Source organism: Pseudomonas sp. 50_B (assembly GCF_017491625.1).
Classification (GTDB): Bacteria; Pseudomonadota; Gammaproteobacteria; order Pseudomonadales; family Pseudomonadaceae; genus Aquipseudomonas; species Aquipseudomonas danubii.
Window position 1 is genome coordinate 38,543 of record NZ_JAFGYX010000004.1, and the last position, 20,652, is coordinate 59,194.

The following is a 20,652-nucleotide window of genomic DNA, read 5'->3' on the forward strand; positions in this document are numbered from 1 at the left end:
AAGTTGTCAGCGCGTTCAATAAAAAAGTTAGAACCGACACCAGTCGGTCATGCCTGCGAGGAACTCGGAATGTCTCTGTTGATCCGTGGCGCCACCGTTATTACCCATGATGAAAGTTACAAAGCCGATGTACTCTGCGCAGGCGGTCTAATTCGCGCCATCGGCAACAATCTGGATATTCCCGCCGGCTGTGAAGTACTCGACGGCAGCGGCCAGTACTTGATGCCCGGCGGCATCGATCCCCACACCCACATGCAACTGCCCTTCATGGGCACCGTGGCCAGCGAAGACTTCTTCAGCGGCACCGCGGCGGGCCTGGCGGGGGGCACCACCTCGATCATCGACTTCGTGATTCCCAACCCGCAGCAGTCGTTGCTGGAGGCCTTCCACCAGTGGCGCGGCTGGGCCGAGAAATCCGCCAGCGACTACGGCTTCCACGTGGCCATCACCTGGTGGAGCGAACAGGTGCGCGAGGAAATGGCCGAGCTGGTGCAGCACCACGGCATCAACAGTTTCAAGCACTTCATGGCCTACAAGAACGCCATCATGGCCGCCGACGACACCCTGGTGGCCAGCTTCGAGCGCTGCCTGGAACTGGGCGCGGTGCCCACGGTGCACGCGGAAAACGGCGAGCTGGTGTACCACCTGCAGCGCAAGCTGCTGGCCCAGGGCATCACCGGGCCGGAAGCCCATCCACTGTCGCGGCCCTCGCAAGTGGAAGGCGAGGCCGCCAGCCGGGCGATCCGTATCGCCGAAACCCTGGGCACGCCGCTGTACCTGGTGCACGTCTCGACCAAAGAGGCGCTGGACGAAATCACCTACGCCCGCAGCAAGGGCCAACCGGTCTACGGTGAAGTGCTGGCCGGCCACCTGCTGCTGGACGACAGCGTGTACCGCGACCCGGACTGGCAGACCGCCGCCGGTTACGTGATGAGCCCACCCTTCCGCCCTCGTGGCCACCAGGAAGCGCTGTGGCACGGCCTGCAATCGGGCAACCTGCACACCACCGCCACCGACCACTGCTGTTTCTGCGCCGAGCAGAAAGCCGCCGGCCGCGACGACTTCAGCAAGATCCCCAACGGCACCGCCGGCATCGAGGACCGCATGGCCGTGCTCTGGGATGAAGGGGTCAACAGCGGACGCCTGTCGATGCAGGAGTTTGTGGCCCTGACCTCCACCCACACCGCGAAGATCTTCAACCTCTACCCGCGCAAGGGCGCGATCCGCGTCGGCGCCGATGCCGACCTGGTGCTCTGGGACCCGCAAGGCACGCGGACCATCTCCGCCAAGACCCACCACCAGCAGGTGGACTTCAACATCTTCGAAGGCAAGACCGTGCGCGGCGTGCCCAGCCACACCATCAGCCAGGGCAAGCTGGTCTGGGCCGACGGCGACCTGCGAGCCGAACGCGGCGCCGGTCGCTACATCGAACGCCCGGCCTACCCGGCGGTGTTCGACCTGTTGAGCAAGCGCGCCGAGCGGCACAAACCGACCGCCGTCAAACGCTGACCCCGGAATGCCCCAATGCAATCCACGCTCTGTCACGCTCTGTGTAGCCGCTGCCGCAGGCTGCGAACGAGCGGCACGCTCGCGGCGTTCTTGAGGCCACCAGAGGGTTGGCGGGAGATCGCCAAGCAAGGCCCTGCGGGCCTTTTCGCAGCCTCGCAGGCTCGGCAGCGGCTACAGCGATAGCGGGGATCAGGGCTTCGTGTAGCCGCTGCCGCAGGCTGCGAACGAGCGATACGCTCGCGGCGTTCTTGAGGCCACCAGAGGGTTGGCAAGAGATCGCCAGGCAAGGCCCTGCGGGCCTTCTCGCAGCCTCGCAGGCTCGGCAGCGGCTACAGGGATTGCAGGGATCGGGGCTTCGTGTAGCCGCTGCCGCAGGCTGCGAACGAGCGGTACGCTCGCGGCGTTCTTGCGGCCACCAGAGGGTTGGCGGGAGATCGTCAGGCAAGGCCTGCGGGCCTTTTCGCAGCCTCGCAGGCTCGGCAGCGGCTACAGGATGGCAGGACGACAGGACAGCTAGCAGTTTCGTGAACACCTATGCCCGTCAGAGGCAGATGAAAAACCGTGAGGCCAAAACCGTGATCAAGACCTTGAACCACTTGCCCCACCCGACCCTGGACGGCGCCACCCTGGCCGGCCATTTCAGCGATCTGGCGCCACCACTCAACGCCCGCCAGGCCCATCTGGAAGCCTCGCGCTGCCTGTATTGCTACGACGCGCCCTGCGTCAACGCCTGCCCCAGCGAGATCGACATTCCTTCGTTCATCCGCAATATCCACACCGACAACGTCCAGGGCGCGGCGCAGAAGATTCTCTCGGCCAATATCCTCGGCGGCAGTTGCGCCCGGGTCTGCCCCACCGAAATCCTCTGCCAGCAGGCCTGCGTGCGCAACAACGCCCAAGAGTGCGCGCCGGTGCTGATCGGCCTGCTGCAACGCTATGCCCTGGACAATGCACACTTCACCGAGCACCCGTTCCAGCGCGCCGCGCCCACCGGCAAGCGCATCGCCGTGGTCGGCGCCGGCCCGGCGGGTTTGTCCTGCGCCCACCGCAGCGCCCTGCACGGCCACGACGTGGTGATTTTCGAAGCCCGGGAAAAAGCCGGTGGCCTCAACGAATACGGGATCGCTAAGTACAAGCTGGTGGATGACTTCGCTCAGCAGGAGCTGGAGTTCCTGCTGGGCATTGGCGGCATCGAGATCCGCCACGGGCATAAACTCGGCGCCAACCTGAGCCTGAGCCAACTGCATCAGGAGTTCGATGCGGTGTTCCTCGGCCTCGGGCTGGCCGCCAGCAAACAGCTGGGGCTGGAGCATGAAGACGCCCCCGGGCTGCTGGCCGCCACCGACTACATCCGCGAACTGCGCCAGGCCGACGACCTCAGCCAACTGCCCCTGGCCGACCGCTGCATCGTCCTCGGCGCCGGCAACACCGCCATCGACATGGCGGTGCAAATGGCCCGCCTCGGCGCCCGGGACGTCAACCTGGTGTACCGCCGGGGCGTCGAGGACATGGGCGCCACCGGGCACGAGCAGGAGATCGCCAAGGCCAATCAGGTGCGCCTGCTGACCTGGGCCGCACCGCAAGACGTGCTGCTGGATGACCAGGGCCGGGTGCGCGGCATGCGCTTCGCCCGCACCCACATGCAAGAAGGCCGTTTGCAACACACCGGGGAAACCTTCGAGCTGGCGGCCGACGCGATCTTCAAGGCCATCGGCCAGTCGTTCGACGGCGGTGCCCTGGCCGATCCACTGGCGCGGGAACTGCAGCGTTGTGGGGAACGTATCCAGGTGGACGAACAGCTGCGCACCAGCATTCCCGGGGTCTACGCCGGCGGCGATTGCGTCAGCCTCGGCCAGGACCTGACCGTGCAGGCAGTGCAACACGGCAAGCTGGCCGCAGAAGCCATGCATGCCCAACTCATGCTCAACGTGGAGGCTGCGTAAATGGCCGATCTATCGATTGTCTTTGCTGGTATCAAGGCGCCCAACCCGTTCTGGCTGGCCTCCGCACCGCCCACCGACAAGGCCTACAACGTGGTCCGTGCCTTCGAGGCCGGCTGGGGCGGCGTGGTCTGGAAAACCCTGGGCGAGGACCCGGCGGCGGTCAACGTATCGTCGCGTTATTCCGCGCATTTCGGACCGAACCGCGAGGTCATGGGCATCAACAACATCGAGCTGATCACCGACCGTTCCCTGGAGATCAACCTCAAGGAAATCACCCAGGTGAAGAAGGACTGGCCGGATCGCGCCTTGATCGTGTCGCTGATGGTGCCCTGCGTCGAGGAATCCTGGAAAGCCATCCTGCCCCTGGTGGAAGCCACCGGCGCCGACGGCATCGAGCTGAACTTCGGCTGCCCCCACGGCATGCCGGAACGGGGCATGGGCGCGGCGGTGGGCCAGGTGCCGGAGTACGTCGAGCAGGTGACCCGCTGGTGCAAGACCTACTGCTCGCTGCCGGTGATCGTCAAGCTGACGCCCAACATCACCGACATCCGCATGGCCGCCCGCGCCGCCCACCGCGGCGGCGCCGATGCGGTGTCGTTGATCAACACCATCAACTCCATCACCAGCGTCGACCTGGAGCGCATGGTGGCCCACCCGATGGTGGGCAACCAGAGCACCCACGGCGGCTACTGCGGCTCGGCGGTCAAGCCGATTGCCCTGAACATGGTGGCCGAGATTGCCCGTGACCCGCAGACCCGCGGCCTGCCGATCTGCGGCATTGGCGGCATCGGCAGCTGGCGCGATGCGGCGGAGTTCGTGGCCCTGGGCTGCGGCGCGGTGCAGGTGTGTACGGCGGCGATGCTGCATGGCTTTCGCATCGTCGACGAGATGAAGGACGGCCTGTCGCGGTGGATGGACAGCCAGGGCTACCACAGCCTGCAGGACTTCTCCGGGCGCGCGGTGGGCAACACCACCGACTGGAAGTACCTGGACATCAACTATCAGGTGATCGCAAAAATTGACCAGGAGGCGTGCATCGGTTGCGGCCGTTGCCATATCGCCTGCGAAGACACTTCGCACCAGGCAATTGCCAGCATCCGCCAGGCCGACGGCACCCACACCTATCAAGTGATCGACGACGAATGCGTGGGCTGCAACCTGTGCCAGATCACCTGCCCGGTGCAGGACTGCATCGAAATGGTGCCCCAGGACACGGGCAAACCCTTCCTCGACTGGCAGCACGACCCGCGCAACCCCTACCGCGAAGCCGTGTAACACCGCACCACTTGTAGCCGCTGCCGCAGGCTGCGAACGAGCGGTACGCTCGCGGTGCTCGTGAGGCCAACAGAGGAGTGGCGGGAGACTGTCAAGCAAGGCCCTGCGGGCCTTTTCGCAGCCTCGCAGGCTCGGCAGCGGCTACAGGAATTGCGGGGATCGGATGGTTTCGTGTAGCCGCTGCCGCAGGCTGCGAACGAGCGGTACGCTCGCGGCGTTCTTGAGGCCAACAGAGGATTGGCGGACGATCGCCAAGCAAGGCCCTGCGGGCCTTTTCGCAGCCTCGCAGGCTCGGCAGCGGCTACAGGAATTGCGGAGGGTCGGGGGGGGTCGTGTGGCCGCTGCTGTTGCTCAGGGCTCCAGGCCGATGCCGCGCAGGATGACGCTGGTGACAGTCTGCACCGCGCGTTCGAATTGCAGGTCCGACAGCGGCTGGTGGTCGTTGAGGATCATCACCTGGTGGTCGAAGTCGGCGTAATGCTGGGTCGAGGCCCAGATCATGTACAGCAGGCTCGACGGTTCCACGGGCATGATTCGTCCAGCCTCGACCCATTGGCGGATCTTGGCTTCCTTCATCTTCGCCCAGTCGTACAGGCTGGCATCCAGCGCCGCGCCCAGGGTCGGCGCGCCATGGATGATTTCGTTGGCCCAAACCTTGGAGCCATAGGGCCGGCTGCGCGAGTGCTGCATCTTGGCGCGGATGTAGCTGCTGAGCACCACGCGCGGGTCGTCGAACATCTCGAAGCACAGGGCGTCCTGCTTCCACAGGTCCAGCAGGTCCATGAGCACGGCGCTGTACAGCTCGTTCTTGGTGCTGAAGTAGTAGTGCAGGTTGGAACGCGGCAGTTGCACTTCTTCGGCGATGTCGGCCATGGCGGTCCCGGCATAGCCTTTTTCAGCGAAGATTTTCTCGGCCGCCAGGAGGATCTTTTCCACGTTGCTGCGACGAATCTCGATCTTGTGATTGCCCATGAGGGCTCCTACGAAAACAGTCTGCGGCAAGACTAGCATTCGCCCGGGTCTTGCGGGGGCTGTCAGGGCCGCGACATTGCGCGCCGCCGATGGGTCTTTCGCCGCCCGGCCGGATTGAGTAGGATCGGCCTCCCGCTCATTTGCAGCAGCCACTGCGGTGCTCCGTCCAGGCGTTAACTCGCGACACGGGCATACAGGTCTCTGCCCGAATGCCGGCCCTGCCCCACCGCCGGCCATCTGTCCTGTTACTGATGGAACACACTCATGACGATTCGCCCTCGCGTCGCTGCGGACGACGCCCTGCTGACCGCGCTCTGGGAGCGTTCGGTACGCGCCACCCATGACTTCATTGCTGAAGACGACATCCAGCGCCTGTACCCGCTGGTACGCGACAGCTACCTGCCGGCCCTTGAGACCTGGGTCTTCGAAAACCCCGACGCCAGCCCCGCAGGCTTTATCGCCACCAGCGACAACACCGTACAGATGCTGTTCATCGAACCGGCCCAACGCGGCCAGGGCATCGGTCGAACGCTTCTGAATCACGTTCGCCGTCCCGGCCTCAAGGTCGACGTCAATGAACAGAACCCACAGGCCCACGGTTTCTATCGTCACTACGGCTTCGTCGACTGCGGCCGCTCGGAAACCGATGGCGAAGGCCGGCCGTTTCCGATCATCCACATGCAGTTGCGCGATCGTTGAGCCCCTGCCCTCTATATAAAGGTAACCCTCTCATGTCACTGAAAAACCTCTTCACCACCACCGCCCTGCTCGCCTCGCTGCTGGGCGCCTCCTCGGTATTCGCCCACGCCCATCTGAAAAGCTCGAACCCGGCGGCCGACAGCAGCGTGGCCGCGCCCAATGAACTGCGCCTAGTGTTCACCGAAGGCGTGGAAGCGGCCTTCACTCAAGTGACGATCAGCAAGGACGGTGCCCCCCTCGCAGTGAAAAGCCTGGCCACCGAAGGTGCGGACAAGAAGACCCTGGTGGTCACCCCGGCCGCCACGCCGCTGCGCGCTGGCGAGTACAAGGTGGAGTGGCACGCGGTGTCGGTGGACACCCACAAGAGCGAAGGCAGCTACAGCTTCAAGGTGAGCCCGTAAGCCGTGGCGTCATGGCTGGTGCTGTGCCGCTTCGTGCACTTTGCGGTAGTACTGACCCTGGTGGGGGCCTGGGTGTTTCGCCCGCTGTTGCTGGGCCGTGATTCAGCACAGAACGGCCATGGCGCCGTGCATCGACAGCTCGATCGGCTCAGCCGCTGGTTGACGCTGATCGGCCTTTGCAGCGGCCTGTGCTGGCTGTTGCTGATCACCGCCAGCATGGCCGGCTCCTGGTCGGCGGCGCTGGACCCGGCGACCGTGCAATTGGTGCTGGGCAAGACCTTCTTCGGTCAGGTCTGGACCTGGCACCTACTGCTCAATCTGCTGTTGCTGGGGCTGCTGCTGACGCCGCTGGGCCGGCGCCTGCCGCTGCAACTGGGGCTGGGCGCCCTGCTCCTGGCCACCCTGGCTCCGGTGGGTCACGGCGCCATGCTCGATGGGCTGCAGGGGCAGTTGCTGATCCTCAATCAGATCGTGCATCTAAGTTGCGTCGCCATCTGGTTGGGGGGCTTGCTGGTGTTGTTGCTGGTGTTGCGCCAACCCGCGGGGCTGTCTCTCGAGCCCTTGTTGAAGCGCTTCAGCGGCGTGGGTTACGGGCTGGTCAGCGGCTTGCTGATCACCGGTCTGATCAACGTCCGGGTGCTCACCGGACAGTGGTGGCCGACGCCATTGTTCAGCGGCTTTGCCCTGATCCTGCTGATCAAGGTGCTGCTGGTGGCGGGCATGCTCGGGCTGGCGCTGTTCAATCGCCTGCGCATCCGCGGCTGCGACCAGCGCCTGTCGAGCCTGCGCAGCAGCGTGCAGGTGGAGTGGCTGCTGGGTGTGGCCGCCGTGGCCGCCGTTTCGTTACTGGGCACCTTGCCGCCGATGCAGGCGGCATGACCTCCCGCGCACCGCGCCTCTGTAGCCGCTGCCGCAGGCGGCGAAAAGGTCCGCAGGACCTTCAGCGATCTCAAGGCCTCCCCCTCCTGGTCTGGAGCATCGCGGTGGAGCGCCATCCTTGGCGTCTGCTGCGCAGCCGGTCGCAGCCTGCGGCAGCGGCAACAGAGGATCCGCGGCGAGAGGGTTCAAGGCATGACGGAGGTGTCGATGCTGACCACCACCGATAACCCTGGCCGCAACCGCTCCAACTCCGGCTGATCCGGGTCGACGCTGATCCGCACCGGGACGCGCTGGGCAATCTTGACGAAGTTGCCGGTGGCGTTGTCGGCCTGCAACAAGGCGAATTCGGAACCGGTGGCCGGGGAAATCCGCTGCACCTTGCCGCTGAATGTGCGGTGGTTCAGGGCGTCCACGGTAAAACTCACCGGCTGCCCGACCCGCACATTGTCCATCTGGGTTTCCTTCATGTTGGCCATCACCCACAGCTGGTTCGGCACCAGGGCCATGAGCTGGGCGCCGGAGTTGACATAAGCCCCCAGGCGCACGCCGATCTGCCCCAGTTGCCCGTCGCGGGGCGCGAGGATGCGGGTGTTGGACAGGTCAATGCGCGCCAGCGCCACCGCGGCTTCGGCGCTGGCCACCGCCGCTTCCAGGGAGCCGCGGTTGACGATCACCGTCTGCAGGTCCTGGCGGGCGATGTCCAGTTGCGCCTGGGCCTGGGCCACGGCGGCGACGGTCTGGGCGTTGGCCGCGCGGGTCACGTCCAGCTCACGCTGGGACACCGAACCGTCGGCAATCAGCGCCTGGTTGCGTTGCAGGTCGGCCGCGCTCTTGCGCGCCTGGGCCTGGCTGTCGACCAGAGCGGCCTGGCGCAGCTTGATCGTGGCTTCGGCGCTGTTGCGTTGCTGCAGGGCATTGGCCAGGGCCGCCTTCTGCACCGCCAGTTGCGCCAGGGACTGGTCCAGGCGCTGGCGATAGATGCGGTCGTCAAGGCGCACCAGCAGGTCGCCGGCCTTGACCTGCTGGAAGTCCTGCACCGGCACCTCGAACACATAGCCGCTGAGCTGCGGGCCGATGATGGTCACCTGCCCGCGCACCAGGGCGTTCTCGGTGCTTTCGATGGCGCTGGAAAACGGCGGCAGCTGCCAGGCATAGAGCACGATCAGCACACCGACGATGGCGATGGCGGCAAAGCCCAGGGACGAGAGGATGCGCACCGCCAGCGGGCGCGGCTCGGTCGCCGGAAGACTCGGCGGGCCGTTGGGCTCGGGAGTCGAGGCGATGGCATTGGTGGTGGGGTTGACGGTTTCGCTCATGAAGTTGGGGCACCACTTTGTTGAACGGGAGCCGCGGGCGCGACCGCTCGGGTCGTGCTCATCAGCCACAGGCTGCGGATGAATATCCAGAGCATGGTGAGTACGGCAATCACCGCGATCAGCATGAATACATCGTTATAGGCCAGCACGTTGGCTTCGCGGGTGGCCGCACTGGCCAGGCTGCGAATGCCTTGCAGGGTGCGCAGGTCCGGGTCGGCGATGACCTTGCCGTAGGCCGCCGCGCCGCTCTGCACCCGGGCCAGGACCTGGGGATCGAGCAGGGTCAACTGCTCGACGATATGGCTGGAGTGGTACTTCTCGCGCACGATCTGGAAGGTCCCGAGCAAGGCCGAGCCGATCAGCCCGCCGAGGTTCTGGCAGATGCCGAACAGCACCGAGAAGCTGACCAGATTGCGCGGGTTGGTCAGCACATTGCGGGTGCCCAGGACCATGGTCGGGCCGAGAAAGAAGGTGCCGCCAAAGGCCAGGAGGAACTGGCTGAGGTACATGTTGGCCGGGCGCGTGAGGTTGCTGGAGAAACTGTCCATCACCGAGCCCACGGCCATCAGCGCCAGGGAAATGACCAGCGGCATCAACAGGTGCGCCGGGTTGATGGTCAGCGCGCTGGTGGCCAGCCCGGCGATGCTGCCCAGCAGCATCACCCCGTAGAGCAGGCGCATCTGCTCGCTGCTCATGTTCAGCGCCTGGAGAAACCCCACGGCGCCGGTGGACTGTTCCGACAGCACCATGCGAATCAGGATCACCGCCAGGGCCAGGCGGATCATCGCCCCGCTGCCCAGCCAGCGGGTCATCAGCATCGGGTTGCTGCGGTTATGTTCGATGCACAGCCCGGCCAGGATCAGCACGATGGAACCGGCACTGGCATAGCCGATCCACGGCGCTGCCAGCCACCAGTCGATGCGCCCCAGGGACAGCACCGCACACAGCAGGGCAACGCCTGTGGCGAGCAAGGCGAAGGTCAGGAAGTCGAGTTTCTCGAAGGTGCGAAAGCGGTCCCCCGGCGGCAGCTTGAGCAGGAACACGCAGCCCAGGGAGGTCAGCGCCAGGCCCAGTTCGAACAGGTACAGGCCGCGCCATTCGGCGATCTGCAGCAGGTCCTCGGAAAACAGCCGGGCCAGGGGCAAGGCCAGCTGCGAAGTACCCAGCCCCAGCACCAGGGCCTTGAGCCGCCATTTCGCCGGGAAGGCCTGGACCATGTAGTACAGGCCCAGGGAGCTCAGCGCCGCGCCGACCATGCCATGGGCCGCGCGCACGGCGATGGCCGAGCTCAGGTCGTTGACGAACAGGTGGCCGAAGGTCACCAGGGCGTAGAGCACCAGGAACACTTCGGTGAAGGCACGCAGGCCGAACTGCTGGCGAAACTTCACCAGCAGCAGGTTCATCGACACATTGGTCATCACATAGGCCGCCGGCAACCAGGCCATTTCCGCGGTGGTCGCCCCCAGCGCCCCTTGCAGGTACGGCAGATTGGCGATCACCAGCGAGTTGCCCAGGCCGCCGGTAATCGCCACCAGCAAGCCCACCAGGGCATAGGCCAGGCGCTTGTGGCCGGGGTGCAGCGGTGTCGAGGGGGAACCGGGCAAGCTGGGCTTTTCGTGGGGCTGCCAGTTGCGCGGGGCGTAGTGATCCATGCCGTGACCTTGTGCTGTACCGGCCGCTGTTGCAGCGCCCGGCGATGTTCGCGGTGCTCCGGCAGTGTGCCGGAAAAACCCGCCGTCCAGGCAGTACCCAGGCTTGCAGGATGAATTTTATTTTAAGGCGCTGGCGCCGGTGGCGTTTTTTCGCAATTCTGCCCTCGCTGGCGCCCGGCGAAGCGGGCGTCGCCTGCCCTCGCCCACCGGAGCTCGCATGTCGCTGAACTTTGTCAAGATGCACGCCAATGGCGACGACTTCGTGCTGATCGATGCCCGTGGCCGCGACAACCCGATCACTGCCGAACGGGCCCGGGCCCTGGGCGATCGCCGACGCGGCATTGGTTTCAATCAGTTGGTGGTGCTCGGCGATTGCCACGAGAGTGCGGCGCAACTGACCTTCTTCAACGCCGATGGTTCCAGCCTGGACACCTGCGGCAGCGCCACCCGCGGCGCCGCCGACCTGCTGATGGAGGAAAGCGGTGCCACCTCGGTGCAGGTGACAACCGCCCGCGGCCTGCAGCACTGCCTGCGCCTTGAGGATCAGTCGGTGTCCGTGGAAATGGGCCGACCATCGTTCGACTGGCGGGACGTCCCCCTGGCCCGAGAGCTGGACAGCCTGCACCTGCCGCTGCCAGGAACACCGGCGGCATGCAGCATGGGCAACCCCCATTGCAGTTTTTTCGTCGACGATCTGGAGCAACTGGACGTGGCCGCCCTGGGTCCCACGATCGAGAGCGACCCGCTGTTTCCACACAAGACCAATGTGCACTTCATCCAGGTGATCGACCGCCAGACCATCCGCCTGCGCATCTGGGAGCGCCATGGCGCCATCCCCCTGGGCTCCGGTTCCTGTTCCTGCGCGGCGGCGGTCAATGGCATCCGTCGCGGCTTGCTCGACAGCCCGGTGCGGGTGCTGTGCGACGGCGGGCCGGTGACGGTGAGCTGGGACGGCCAGGGCAAGGTGCGCCTGGCCGGCAGCGTGACCCGGGTGTTCAGCGGGTCACTGTGAAGGGCTCTACATCCAGCCCAGCCATTTCCACCAGGTCATGGCGAACACCAGCATCAACAGGTAGCCGATCAGCGTCACCAGCAGCCCGACCTTGGCGAACTGCCGGGCATTGAAGGTCTCGGTACCCAGGCAGACCATGTTCTGCGGCGCGTTGATCGGCAGGATGAAACCGTAGCTGACGACAAAGCCCAGGAGCATGGTCATGCCCAGGCGGCTGAACTCGCCCGGCAGGGTTTGCAGCACGGCAATCAGGATCGGCAGCAAGGCCGAGGTCAGGGCCGTGGCACTGGCGAACCCCAGGTGAATGAGAATCAGGAACGCCGCGAGAATCGCGAACACCGCCAAAGGCCCGACCTGGTCCAGGCCGGTGTGGGCCACCACCTGCCCGCCCAGCCATTGCCCGGCCTGGGTGCTGAGCAGCGCCGAACCGAGGCTGATGCCGACCCCGAAGACGATCACCGTGCCCCAGGGAATGCGCGACTGCACGTCCTTCCAGGTCATGATGCCGACTCGCGGCAACAGCAGGATCACCAGCCCGGCGTAGGTGGTGGTCGTGGTGTCGAAGGGGTGCAGCTTGCCTTCGGTGGACCAGGCCAAAAGCAGCAACAGCGACACCGCCAACAGGCGCTTCTGCGGCCCGGTCATGGGCCCGATGTCCACCAGGGACTGGGCCACCGCCTCCTTGCCGCCGGGGATGCTGTCGGTTTCCGGCGGCAGCAGTTTGAGCACCAGCCACAGCAGCACCAGGGACATGATCAGCGCCCAGGGCGCCCCGGCGATCAGCCAGTCGAGCCAGGCCACGCGCTGGCCGAGCATCTTGTCCATGAAGCCCACGGTCAGCAGGTTCTGCGCCGCGGCGGTCTGGATCCCGACGTTCCAGATGCTGGTGCCCTGGGCCACGACGATCATCAGCCCGGCGGCGATATTGGAGCGCTTGTCGACGCCGAACGCGGCGATCACCCCCATCATGATCGGCACCACGCAGGCACTGCGGGCCGTGGCGCTGGGCACCAGCAGGCTGAGGAGGATGGTCACCGCAATGGCACCGATGAGGATGCGCCGGGTGCTGGTGCCGACCCGGGTCAGGGTCACCAGGGCGATGCGTCGGTCGAGGCCGGTGTGGGTCATGGCGGCGGCGATGAACAAGGCACCGGCCACCAGGGCCAGGGCCGAATTGGAGAACCCGGTCAGCGCCAGACTGATGGCCGCCGAGCTGCCATAGACCTGGGTCGGGTCCTGCAGGGTCGGCGCGGTGCCAATCAGGAACGCCATCAGTGCAGTGATCATGATCGCGCTGGCCTCGTAGGACACCGCTTCGCTGATCCACACCACCACCGCGAAGGCGAGGATCGCCAGCATCCGCTGGCCGGCCACCGGCAGGTCGGCGGGCAGTGGCAGAAACAGCACCCCGATCATGGCCAGCACGGCGATCAGCAATCCAATCGGTAGTACAGCCTTGGCCGCGGGCGCCGTTGTCGGAGGCGTAGTCATGGGCCTTTTCCTTTGCAATTGGAGAGGCGCCAAGCTTGCTACAAAACCGCCAAAAGCGCGTTGATAAAGGTCAAGCCGCGGGGTTGCCCGCCCTTGCGGCGACGCTAGGTTGAAGCGCGTTGGACGCAAAGAAATATTTTTACATCCCTACAGATTTTTCATCTCTTTGGAGTCACAGTGCTATCAGGGCGACAAGGAGTCGAAAAGCAATTGGCGGTATCACTCCAACCTGCAAGGTGCCTGTATGGTGACAAGAAACTTGAAACTGACGTCCAGGGCGCTCCTGAGTTTTGGCGCTATCTGTGTACTAGTGGTCGGTCTGGGGGGACTGGCGCTGTGGAGAATGGGACAGATTCACGATGCTGCACTGGACCTGCGAAACAATTGGCTGCCCAGCGTCAGGCAAGCCACGAAAATCGAATCCTCCACCTTGCGTGTGCGCCTGGAGGCCCTGCACTACGCCACTGAAAGCGAAGCCCAGAAAGGCGCATCCCTGGACAAGCTGGGTAGCCTGAAAGCCACCCTGGCCCAGGCCATCAAGGACTACGAGCCGCTGGTGTCCAGCGCCGAAGAGAAAACCGCCTTTGATCAGGTCAAGCGCGGCGCCCAGGACTACCTGGACAAGCTGGCGGTGCTGATCGATGCCAGCAAGACCAACACCGCGCAGCAGAGCAGTGACTACATCAATCAGGTCACGGTGCCCCTGGCCAATGCCTTGCAAAGCGCAATCGAAGCCCTGATCGCGATCAACGAGAGCGGTGCCGCGCACTCGGCGACCCTGGCCGACCATCAGTTCGACAGTGGCCTGACCCTGACCTCGCTGATCATCGTCCTGGCGATTGTCCTGACCGTGCTCATCGCCACCCTGTTCACCCGCAGCATCACCCGCCCGGTGCAATCGCTGCTGGCCACCACGCGCAAAATCGCCGAGGGCGACCTGCGAACCCAGGTGGAAGTCAGCGGCCAGGACGAACTCACCGACCTGCAGAAATCCACCCAGTCCATGCTCGACAACCTGAAGTCGACCATCCGCCAAATTGCCGACTCCTCGACCCAGCTGGCCTCCGCCGCCGAGGAAATGAGCGCCATTACCCGTGAGTCCAACGCCGGCATCCAGCAACAGAGCATGGAGACCGATCAGGCCGCCACCGCGGTCAACGAAATGACCGCCGCGGTGGAGGAAGTGGCGCGCAACGCGGTGTCCGCCTCGCAGTCGACCCAGGAATCCGAGCGCTCCGCCGGGCTGGGCAAGGAGCGGGTCGAGCAGACCATCCACTCCATCGAGAAGCTCACCGGCACCGTGGAAAACACCCGGGTGGAAATGGCCGGCCTGGCGCAACAGGCCCAGGACATCAGCAAGGTCCTGGACGTGATCCGCGCCATTGCCGAGCAGACCAACCTGCTGGCCCTCAACGCGGCCATCGAGGCCGCTCGGGCCGGCGAGCAAGGCCGTGGTTTCGCCGTGGTGGCCGATGAAGTGCGGGCCCTGGCCCACCGCACCCAGCTCTCGACCCAGGAGATCGAGCAGATGATCCAGGGCGTCCAGAACGGTTCGAGCAAGGCCATGCTGTCGATGCAGCAAAGCAGCGAGGATGCCAGCCAGACCCTGGCCATCGCCCACGAGGCCGGCGCCGCCATCGGCCATATCGCCCAGGCCATCAGCGAGATCAACGAACGCAACCTGATGATCGCCACCGCCTCGGAGGAACAGGCCCAGGTGGCGCGCTCGGTGGATCAGAACCTGATGAGCATCCGCGACTTGTCGCTGCAAAGCTCGTCCGCCGCCAGCCAGACGTCCATTGCCAGCAATGAACTGTCGTCCCTGGCGGTGAGTTTGAACAAACTGGTGGCACGCTTCTCCCTGTGAGGCGGGCCCAGGCCCGGTAAGACGTCAGGTAGAGAAAAGCGCTGGCGCTGTTAGCCGGCGATCCGGCTCCTACACGGGTCTGTAGGAGCCAGATGACCGGCAATGGCCGACTGCCCTGAAAGGGAGTGTTGTTGATGCTGAAACTGATTTCGATCCATCAGTTGCAGATGGGCATGTACATCCATCAGTTCTGTGGCTCCTGGCTGGACCACTCTTTCTGGAAGGCTGGCTTTGTCCTCGACAGCCATGCCGACCTGCAACGCCTGCGAAGCTCCAACCTCAGCAGCCTGTGGATCGACACCAGCAAAGGTGGCGACCTGCCCGAGGCCAGTGCAACCACCACGCCGGACCTGCCGCCGACGGCACAACCAGCCACCGCGCCCACGCCCCGGGCCAGCATGGATGAGGAAGTGCAGCGCGCCCTCAAGCTCTGCGCCCACTCGCGCAAGGCGGTAATGGCGATGTTCCAGGAAGTGCGCATGGGCCAGGCCCTGGAGATGCAGCAAGCCGAGGATCTGGTGCTGCAGATCGGCCAGTCGCTGCTGCGTCATCCCGATGCGCTGATCAGTCTGGCGCGGCTCAAGAACGCCGATGACTACACCTACATGCATTCAGTGGCGGTCTGTGCGCTGATGCTGGCCACGGCGCGGCAATTGGGCTTGTCGGAGGACTATATCCGCCTGGCAGGCGTTGCCGGATTGCTGCATGACGTGGGCAAGCTGACCATCCCCGACAGCATTCTCAACAAGCCGCAAAAGCTCTCGGACACCGAGTTCGAACGGGTCAAGCTGCACCCCGAAGCCGGTGGCGCGATCCTGCGTCAAAGCCCCGATGTGGATGCGCTGGTTCTGGATGTATGCCTGCATCACCACGAAAAGGCCGACGGCTCGGGCTATCCGCACCGTCTGGCCGGCAACCAGATCAGCCTGTTCGCGCAGATGGGCGCGGTCTGCGATGTGTACGACGCGGTGACCTCCAATCGTCCCTACAACCGTGGCTGGGACCCGGCCGAAGCGATCCAGCGCATGTCCACCTGGAAAGGTCATTTCGGTCAGCGGGTGTTCCAGGCCTTCGTCAAGAGCGTGGGTATCTATCCCGTTGGGGCCCTGGTGCGCCTGAAAAGCGGTCGCCTGGCGGTAGTGATCGAACAAAACCCCAAGTCGTTGCTGACGCCCAAGGTCCGGGTGTTCTTCTCCACCCGCTCCAACCTGCCCCTGGAACAGAACGTGGTCGACCTGGCCAAGATCCACGGCCAGGATCGCATCGTCGCTCGCGAAGCCCCGGAAGACTGGGAGTTCAAGAACCTGGATCGGCTCTGGAGCGGAGTCTCCGCCTGAGCCTCAGGTGCCCAGGGTCAGGCCGTTGGCCGGCAGCGGCAGCGCGGTCTTGTAGCGCACCTGCTTGAGGGCGAAGCTGGAGCGGATGTTGGCCACACCGGGCACCTTGGTCAGAAAGTCCATCATGAAGCGTTCCAGGGACTGGATAGTCGGCACCAGCACGCGGATCAGGTAGTCCGGGTCGCCGGCCATCAGGTAGCACTCCATGACTTCCGGGCGGTCGGCGATGGCCTCTTCGAAGTGCTGCAACGCCTCCTCCACCTGCTTCTCCAGGCTGACGTGAATGAACACGTTGACGTGCAGCCCCAACAGGTCGGCATCCAGCAGGGTCACCTGCTCGCGGATCAGCCCCAGCTCCTCCATGGCCTTGACCCGGTTGAAGCACGGCGTGGGTGAAAGGTTCACCGAACGGGCGAGGTCGGCGTTGGTGATGCGAGCATTCTCCTGAAGACTGTTGAGAATGCCGATGTCGGTACGGTCCAGTTTGCGCATGAGACAAAACAACCTGTTTTTTATGTTTATGCAGATTTTTTATCTGCAAATAACTTCCAGCGCAATGAAACAGAGATAAATATTCTCCTACGCCCGGCCTATGATGTTTGTAGGACAAGATTTCTTTTATCCAAAGAATGACTGTCAGCTAGCGCGCCCAATTACAAGAAATCCACAAGATCGAGCGTAGAAAGCCATGACCACAGCGTATGCACCGCTACGCCTGCACGTTCCCGAACCCTCGGGCCGTCCCGGCTGCAAGACCGACTTCACCTACCTGCGTCTGAACGACGCCGGCCTGGCCCGCAAACCTCCCATCGATATCGAACCTGCCGACTGCGCCGACCTGGCCCGCGGCCTGATCCGTGTGCTCGACGATCAGGGCAACGCCCTGGGCGACTGGGCCGACGACGTGCCGCTGGAAATCCTGCGCAAGGGCATGCGCGCCATGCTCAAGACGCGGATCTTCGACAACCGCATGGTGGTCGCCCAGCGCCAGAAGAAGATGTCCTTCTACATGCAGAGCCTGGGTGAAGAAGCCATTGGCAGCGCCCAGGCCCTGGCCCTGAACATCGACGACATGTGCTTCCCCACCTACCGCCAGCAGAGCATCCTGATGGCCCGGGAAGTGCCGCTGGTGGAGATGATCTGCCAACTGCTGTCCAACGAGCGCGATCCGCTCAAGGGACGCCAGTTGCCAATCATGTACTCGGTGAAGGAATCCGGGTTCTTCACCATCTCCGGCAACCTGGCGACCCAGTTCGTGCAGGGCGTGGGCTGGGGCATGGCCTCGGCGATCAAGGGCGATACCAAGATCGCCTCGGCCTGGATCGGCGACGGCGCCACCGCCGAATCGGACTTCCACACCGCCCTGACCTTCGCCCACGTGTACCGCGCGCCGGTGATCCTCAACGTGGTCAACAACCAGTGGGCGATCTCCACCTTCCAGGCCATTGCCGGCGGTGAAGCCACCACCTTCGCCGGACGCGGCGTGGGCTGCGGCATCGCTTCCCTGCGGGTCGACGGCAACGACTTCATCGCGGTCTACGCCGCCTCGCGCTGGGCCGCCGAACGCGCCCGGCGCAACCTCGGCCCGACCCTGATCGAGTGGGTCACCTATCGCGCCGGCCCGCACTCCACTTCCGACGACCCGTCGAAGTACCGTCCGGCCGACGACTGGAGCCACTTCCCCCTGGGCGATCCGATTGCCCGCCTCAAGCAGCACCTGATCAAGATCGGCCAGTGGTCCGAAGAGGAACACGCCGCGGTCAGCGCCGAGCTCGAAGCCCAGGTGATTGCCGCGCAGAAAGAAGCCGAGCAGTACGGCACCCTCGCCGGCGGCCAGATCCCCAGCGCCGCGACCATGTTCGAGGACGTCTACAAGGACATGCCCGAGCACCTGAAACGTCAACGCCAGGAACTGGGGGTCTGACATGAACGATCACAACAACAATATCCAGCTGGAAACCGCCATGACCACCACCACCATGACCATGATCCAGGCCCTGCGCTCGGCCATGGATGTGATGCTCGAGCGTGACGACAACGTGGTGGTGTTCGGCCAGGACGTCGGCTACTTCGGCGGCGTGTTCCGCTGCACCGAGGGCCTGCAGGCCAAGTACGGCACCTCGCGGGTGTTCGACGCACCGATCTCGGAAAGCGGCATCGTCGGCGCGGCCATCGGCATGGGCGCCTACGGCCTGCGTCCGGTGGCGGAAATCCAGTTCGCCGATTACGTCTACCCTGCCTCGGACCAGATCATTTCCGAAGCCGCGCGCCTGCGCTATCGCTCCGCCGGCCAGTTCACCGCGCCGATGACCCTGCGCATGCCCTGCGGCGGCGGCATCTACGGCGGCCAGACCCACAGCCAGAGCATCGAGGCGATGTTCACCCAGGTCTGCGGCCTGCGCACCGTGATGCCCTCCAACCCCTACGACGCCAAGGGCCTGCTGATCGCCTCCATCGAAAACGATGACCCGGTGATCTTTCTCGAACCCAAGCGCCTGTACAACGGCCCGTTCGATGGCCACCACGACCGCCCGGTAACCCCCTGGTCGAAACACCCGGCGGCCCAGGTGCCGGACGGCTACTACAAGGTGCCGCTGGATGTGGCGGCCATCGCCCGTCCGGGCAAGGACGTCACCGTCCTCACCTACGGCACCACCGTCTATGTGTCGCAAGTGGCGGCCGAGGAAACCGGCATCGACGCCGAGGTCATCGACCTGCGCAGCCTGTGGCCCCTGGACCTGGACACCATCGTCAAGTCGGTGAAGAAGACCGGCCGTTGCGTGGTGGTGCACGAAGCCACCCGTACCTGCGGCTTCGGCGCCGAGCTGGTGTCGCTGGTGCAGGAACACTGCTTCCACCACCTGGAAGCCCCGATCGAGCGCGTCACCGGTTGGGATACGCCGTATCCCCACGCGCAGGAGTGGGCATATTTTCCAGGGCCGTCCCGAGTGGGCGCGGCGCTGCAACGGGTCATGGAGGTCTGAATGGGCACGCACGTTATCAAGATGCCGGACATCGGCGAAGGCATCGCGGAAGTTGAACTGGCGCAGTGGCACGTAAAAGTCGGCGACCAGGTTGTCGAAGACCAGGTCCTGGCGGACGTGATGACCGACAAGGCCATGGTCGACATTCCCTCGCCAGTGCACGGCACGGTCATTTCCCTGGGTGGCGAACCCGGTGAAGTGATGGCGGTGGGCAGCATCCTCATCAGCATCGAAGTCGAAGGCGCGGGCAACCTCAAGGAATCCGCCCAGGCCGCCGCGCCGGCGCAACAAGCACCGGCCGCTATTAATAAGCCGGCTGCCGCGCCAGTGGTCGAAGCACCCAAGGTGGAACAAGCAGTCGTCAGCCAAGCCGCCTGCCGCCCTGCTCCCCAGGCGCCGGTGGCGCGCCAGGCCGACGAACGCCCCCTGGCTTCGCCCGCCGTGCGCAAGCACGCCCTGGACCTGGGCATCCAGCTGCGCCTGGTGCAAGGCAGCGGCCCGGCCGGGCGCATCCTGCACCAAGACCTGGAGGCCTACCTGGCCCAGGACAGCCAGCCGCTCAAGGGCTACTCGGCGCCCGGCACAGGCTATGCCGAACGCCACGACGAAGAGCAGATCCAGGTGATCGGCATGCGCCGCAAGATCGCCCAGCGCATGCAGGAATCCAAGCACCGCGCCGCGCACTTCAGCTATGTCGAGGAAGTGGACGTCACCGCCCTGGAAGAGCTGCGCATCCACCTCAATGAAAAACACGGCGCCAGCCGCGGCAAGCTGACCCTGCTGCCGTTCCTGGTGCGGGCCATGGTCGTCGCCCTGCGCGACTTCCCGCAGATCAACGCGCGCTACGACGACGAAGCCCAGGTCATCACCCGCCACGGCGCGGTGCATGTCGGGGTCGCCACCCAGAGCGACGTCGGCCTGATGGTGCCGGTGGTACGTCACGCCGAGGCCCGCAGCCTGTGGGGCAACGCCGAGGAAATCTCGCGCCTGGCCAAGGCGGCCCGCAGCGGCAAGGCGGCCCGGGATGAACTGTCCGGCTCCACCATCACCCTCACCAGCCTCGGCGCCCTGGGCGGGATTGTCAGCACCCCGGTGCTGAACCTGCCGGAAGTGGCAATTGTCGGGGTCAACCGCATCGTCGAGCGGCCGATGGTGATCAAGGGCCAGATCGTGATCCGCAAGATGATGAACCTCTCCAGCTCCTTCGATCACCGGGTGGTCGACGGCATGGACGCTGCGCAATTCATCCAGGCCATTCGCGGCCTGCTCGAACAACCCGCCACGCTGTTTGTGGACTGACTTTCAGAGGAGCAGG

Annotated in this window: 17 protein-coding genes; 12 read left to right on the top strand and 5 right to left on the bottom strand. The window is 64.9% G+C overall.

Annotated elements, in window-relative coordinates; all coding sequences use genetic code 11:
• Window positions 1-69 precede the first annotated feature (69 nt).
• The 3 genes from hydA to preA all read left to right on the top strand — a co-directional run bounded on the left by hydA (window position 70) and on the right by preA (window position 4,727).
• Entirely contained in the window at window positions 70-1,509 is a 1,440-nt protein-coding gene (hydA, locus tag J5M73_RS06900; protein ID WP_115582248.1) for a dihydropyrimidinase, read from the top strand.
• A gap of 575 nt (window positions 1,510-2,084) precedes the next feature.
• Window positions 2,085-3,452, top strand: a complete 1,368-nt coding sequence (locus J5M73_RS06905; protein WP_207815380.1) for an NAD(P)-dependent oxidoreductase — start codon at window positions 2,085-2,087, stop codon at window positions 3,450-3,452.
• Window positions 3,453-4,727, top strand: a complete 1,275-nt coding sequence (gene preA / locus J5M73_RS06910; RefSeq protein ID WP_102864411.1) for an NAD-dependent dihydropyrimidine dehydrogenase subunit PreA — start codon at window positions 3,453-3,455, stop codon at window positions 4,725-4,727.
• Window positions 4,728-5,078: 351 nt separating this feature from the next.
• Here preA and J5M73_RS06915 read toward each other — a convergent pair whose 3' ends face one another.
• Entirely contained in the window at window positions 5,079-5,699 is a 621-nt protein-coding gene (locus J5M73_RS06915) for a TetR/AcrR family transcriptional regulator (protein WP_102864410.1), read from the bottom strand.
• Window positions 5,700-5,963: 264 nt separating this feature from the next.
• Between J5M73_RS06915 and J5M73_RS06920 the strand changes: the two genes are divergently transcribed.
• Genes J5M73_RS06920 through copD form a run of 3 tightly spaced genes read left to right on the top strand, consistent with a single transcriptional unit; the run spans window position 5,964 to window position 7,678 of the window.
• Entirely contained in the window at window positions 5,964-6,398 is a 435-nt protein-coding gene (locus tag J5M73_RS06920; RefSeq protein WP_102864409.1) for a GNAT family N-acetyltransferase, read from the top strand.
• A 32-nt stretch (window positions 6,399-6,430) separates the two neighbouring features.
• On the top strand, window positions 6,431-6,799 hold the full coding sequence (gene copC / locus J5M73_RS06925; protein ID WP_102864408.1) for a copper homeostasis periplasmic binding protein CopC: 369 nt from the start codon (window positions 6,431-6,433) through the stop codon (window positions 6,797-6,799).
• Between the two features lie 3 nt (window positions 6,800-6,802).
• Window positions 6,803-7,678, top strand: coding sequence for a copper homeostasis membrane protein CopD (copD, locus tag J5M73_RS06930; protein WP_207815235.1), 876 nt, complete (start codon window positions 6,803-6,805; stop codon window positions 7,676-7,678).
• A 185-nt stretch (window positions 7,679-7,863) separates the two neighbouring features.
• On the opposite strand, the gene J5M73_RS06935 is transcribed toward copD, so the two are convergent.
• Entirely contained in the window at window positions 7,864-8,994 is a 1,131-nt protein-coding gene (locus tag J5M73_RS06935) for an HlyD family secretion protein (RefSeq protein ID WP_102864407.1), read from the bottom strand.
• Complete coding sequence (locus J5M73_RS06940) at window positions 8,991-10,646, bottom strand: MFS transporter (protein WP_102864406.1); 1,656 nt, start codon at window positions 10,644-10,646, stop codon at window positions 8,991-8,993. The genes J5M73_RS06935 and J5M73_RS06940 overlap by 4 nt, the downstream gene beginning before the upstream one ends.
• Before the next feature lie 217 nt (window positions 10,647-10,863).
• Between J5M73_RS06940 and dapF the strand changes: the two genes are divergently transcribed.
• Complete coding sequence (gene dapF / locus J5M73_RS06945; RefSeq protein ID WP_102864405.1) at window positions 10,864-11,658, top strand: diaminopimelate epimerase; 795 nt, start codon at window positions 10,864-10,866, stop codon at window positions 11,656-11,658.
• 6 nt (window positions 11,659-11,664) lie between these two features.
• On the opposite strand, the gene J5M73_RS06950 is transcribed toward dapF, so the two are convergent.
• Window positions 11,665-13,149, bottom strand: a complete 1,485-nt coding sequence (locus J5M73_RS06950; RefSeq protein WP_102864404.1) for a DASS family sodium-coupled anion symporter — start codon at window positions 13,147-13,149, stop codon at window positions 11,665-11,667.
• Between the two features lie 244 nt (window positions 13,150-13,393).
• Here J5M73_RS06950 and J5M73_RS06955 point away from each other — a divergent pair, with 244 nt between their 5' ends.
• Window positions 13,394-15,016: a methyl-accepting chemotaxis protein gene (locus J5M73_RS06955; RefSeq protein ID WP_102864589.1), complete on the top strand. Its 1,623-nt coding sequence runs from the start codon at window positions 13,394-13,396 to the stop codon at window positions 15,014-15,016.
• Between the two features lie 134 nt (window positions 15,017-15,150).
• On the top strand, window positions 15,151-16,353 hold the full coding sequence (locus tag J5M73_RS06960) for an HD-GYP domain-containing protein (protein WP_102864403.1): 1,203 nt from the start codon (window positions 15,151-15,153) through the stop codon (window positions 16,351-16,353).
• Between the two features lie 3 nt (window positions 16,354-16,356).
• On the opposite strand, the gene bkdR is transcribed toward J5M73_RS06960, so the two are convergent.
• Window positions 16,357-16,845: a Bkd operon transcriptional regulator BkdR gene (bkdR, locus tag J5M73_RS06965; protein ID WP_060838848.1), complete on the bottom strand. Its 489-nt coding sequence runs from the start codon at window positions 16,843-16,845 to the stop codon at window positions 16,357-16,359.
• Between the two features lie 196 nt (window positions 16,846-17,041).
• Between bkdR and J5M73_RS06970 the strand changes: the two genes are divergently transcribed.
• Genes J5M73_RS06970 through J5M73_RS06980 form a run of 3 tightly spaced genes read left to right on the top strand, consistent with a single transcriptional unit; the run spans window position 17,042 to window position 20,636 of the window.
• Entirely contained in the window at window positions 17,042-18,277 is a 1,236-nt protein-coding gene (locus J5M73_RS06970; protein ID WP_102864402.1) for a 3-methyl-2-oxobutanoate dehydrogenase (2-methylpropanoyl-transferring) subunit alpha, read from the top strand.
• 1 nt (window position 18,278) lies between these two features.
• Window positions 18,279-19,337 carry an alpha-ketoacid dehydrogenase subunit beta gene (locus J5M73_RS06975; protein WP_047303847.1) on the top strand — a complete coding sequence of 353 codons (1,059 nt, stop codon included), beginning with the start codon at window positions 18,279-18,281 and terminating at the stop codon, window positions 19,335-19,337.
• The gene (locus J5M73_RS06980; RefSeq protein ID WP_102864401.1) at window positions 19,338-20,636 is read left to right on the top strand and encodes a dihydrolipoamide acetyltransferase family protein; all 1,299 of its coding nucleotides are present in this window, start codon (window positions 19,338-19,340) and stop codon (window positions 20,634-20,636) included. It begins immediately after the preceding gene.
• Window positions 20,637-20,652: the final 16 nt, after the last annotated feature.

Excerpts from the sequence above, each read along its gene's own strand:
- copC (WP_102864408.1), top strand. The coding sequence starts at position 6,431 with ATGTCACTGAAAAACCTCTTCACCACCACCGCCCTGCTCGCCTCGCTG.
- preA (WP_102864411.1), top strand. The coding sequence starts at position 3,453 with ATGGCCGATCTATCGATTGTCTTTGCTGGTATCAAGGCGCCCAACCCG.
- J5M73_RS06935 (WP_102864407.1), bottom strand. The coding sequence starts at position 8,994 with ATGAGCGAAACCGTCAACCCCACCACCAATGCCATCGCCTCGACTCCC.
- J5M73_RS06955 (WP_102864589.1), top strand. The coding sequence starts at position 13,394 with ATGGTGACAAGAAACTTGAAACTGACGTCCAGGGCGCTCCTGAGTTTT.
- J5M73_RS06980 (WP_102864401.1), top strand. The coding sequence starts at position 19,338 with ATGGGCACGCACGTTATCAAGATGCCGGACATCGGCGAAGGCATCGCG.
- J5M73_RS06975 (WP_047303847.1), top strand. The coding sequence starts at position 18,279 with ATGAACGATCACAACAACAATATCCAGCTGGAAACCGCCATGACCACC.
- J5M73_RS06920 (WP_102864409.1), top strand. The coding sequence starts at position 5,964 with ATGACGATTCGCCCTCGCGTCGCTGCGGACGACGCCCTGCTGACCGCG.
- bkdR (WP_060838848.1), bottom strand. The coding sequence starts at position 16,845 with ATGCGCAAACTGGACCGTACCGACATCGGCATTCTCAACAGTCTTCAG.
- J5M73_RS06915 (WP_102864410.1), bottom strand. The coding sequence starts at position 5,699 with ATGGGCAATCACAAGATCGAGATTCGTCGCAGCAACGTGGAAAAGATC.
- dapF (WP_102864405.1), top strand. The coding sequence starts at position 10,864 with ATGTCGCTGAACTTTGTCAAGATGCACGCCAATGGCGACGACTTCGTG.
- J5M73_RS06970 (WP_102864402.1), top strand. The coding sequence starts at position 17,042 with ATGACCACAGCGTATGCACCGCTACGCCTGCACGTTCCCGAACCCTCG.
- J5M73_RS06960 (WP_102864403.1), top strand. The coding sequence starts at position 15,151 with ATGCTGAAACTGATTTCGATCCATCAGTTGCAGATGGGCATGTACATC.
- hydA (WP_115582248.1), top strand. The coding sequence starts at position 70 with ATGTCTCTGTTGATCCGTGGCGCCACCGTTATTACCCATGATGAAAGT.
- J5M73_RS06940 (WP_102864406.1), bottom strand. The coding sequence starts at position 10,646 with ATGGATCACTACGCCCCGCGCAACTGGCAGCCCCACGAAAAGCCCAGC.
- J5M73_RS06950 (WP_102864404.1), bottom strand. The coding sequence starts at position 13,149 with ATGACTACGCCTCCGACAACGGCGCCCGCGGCCAAGGCTGTACTACCG.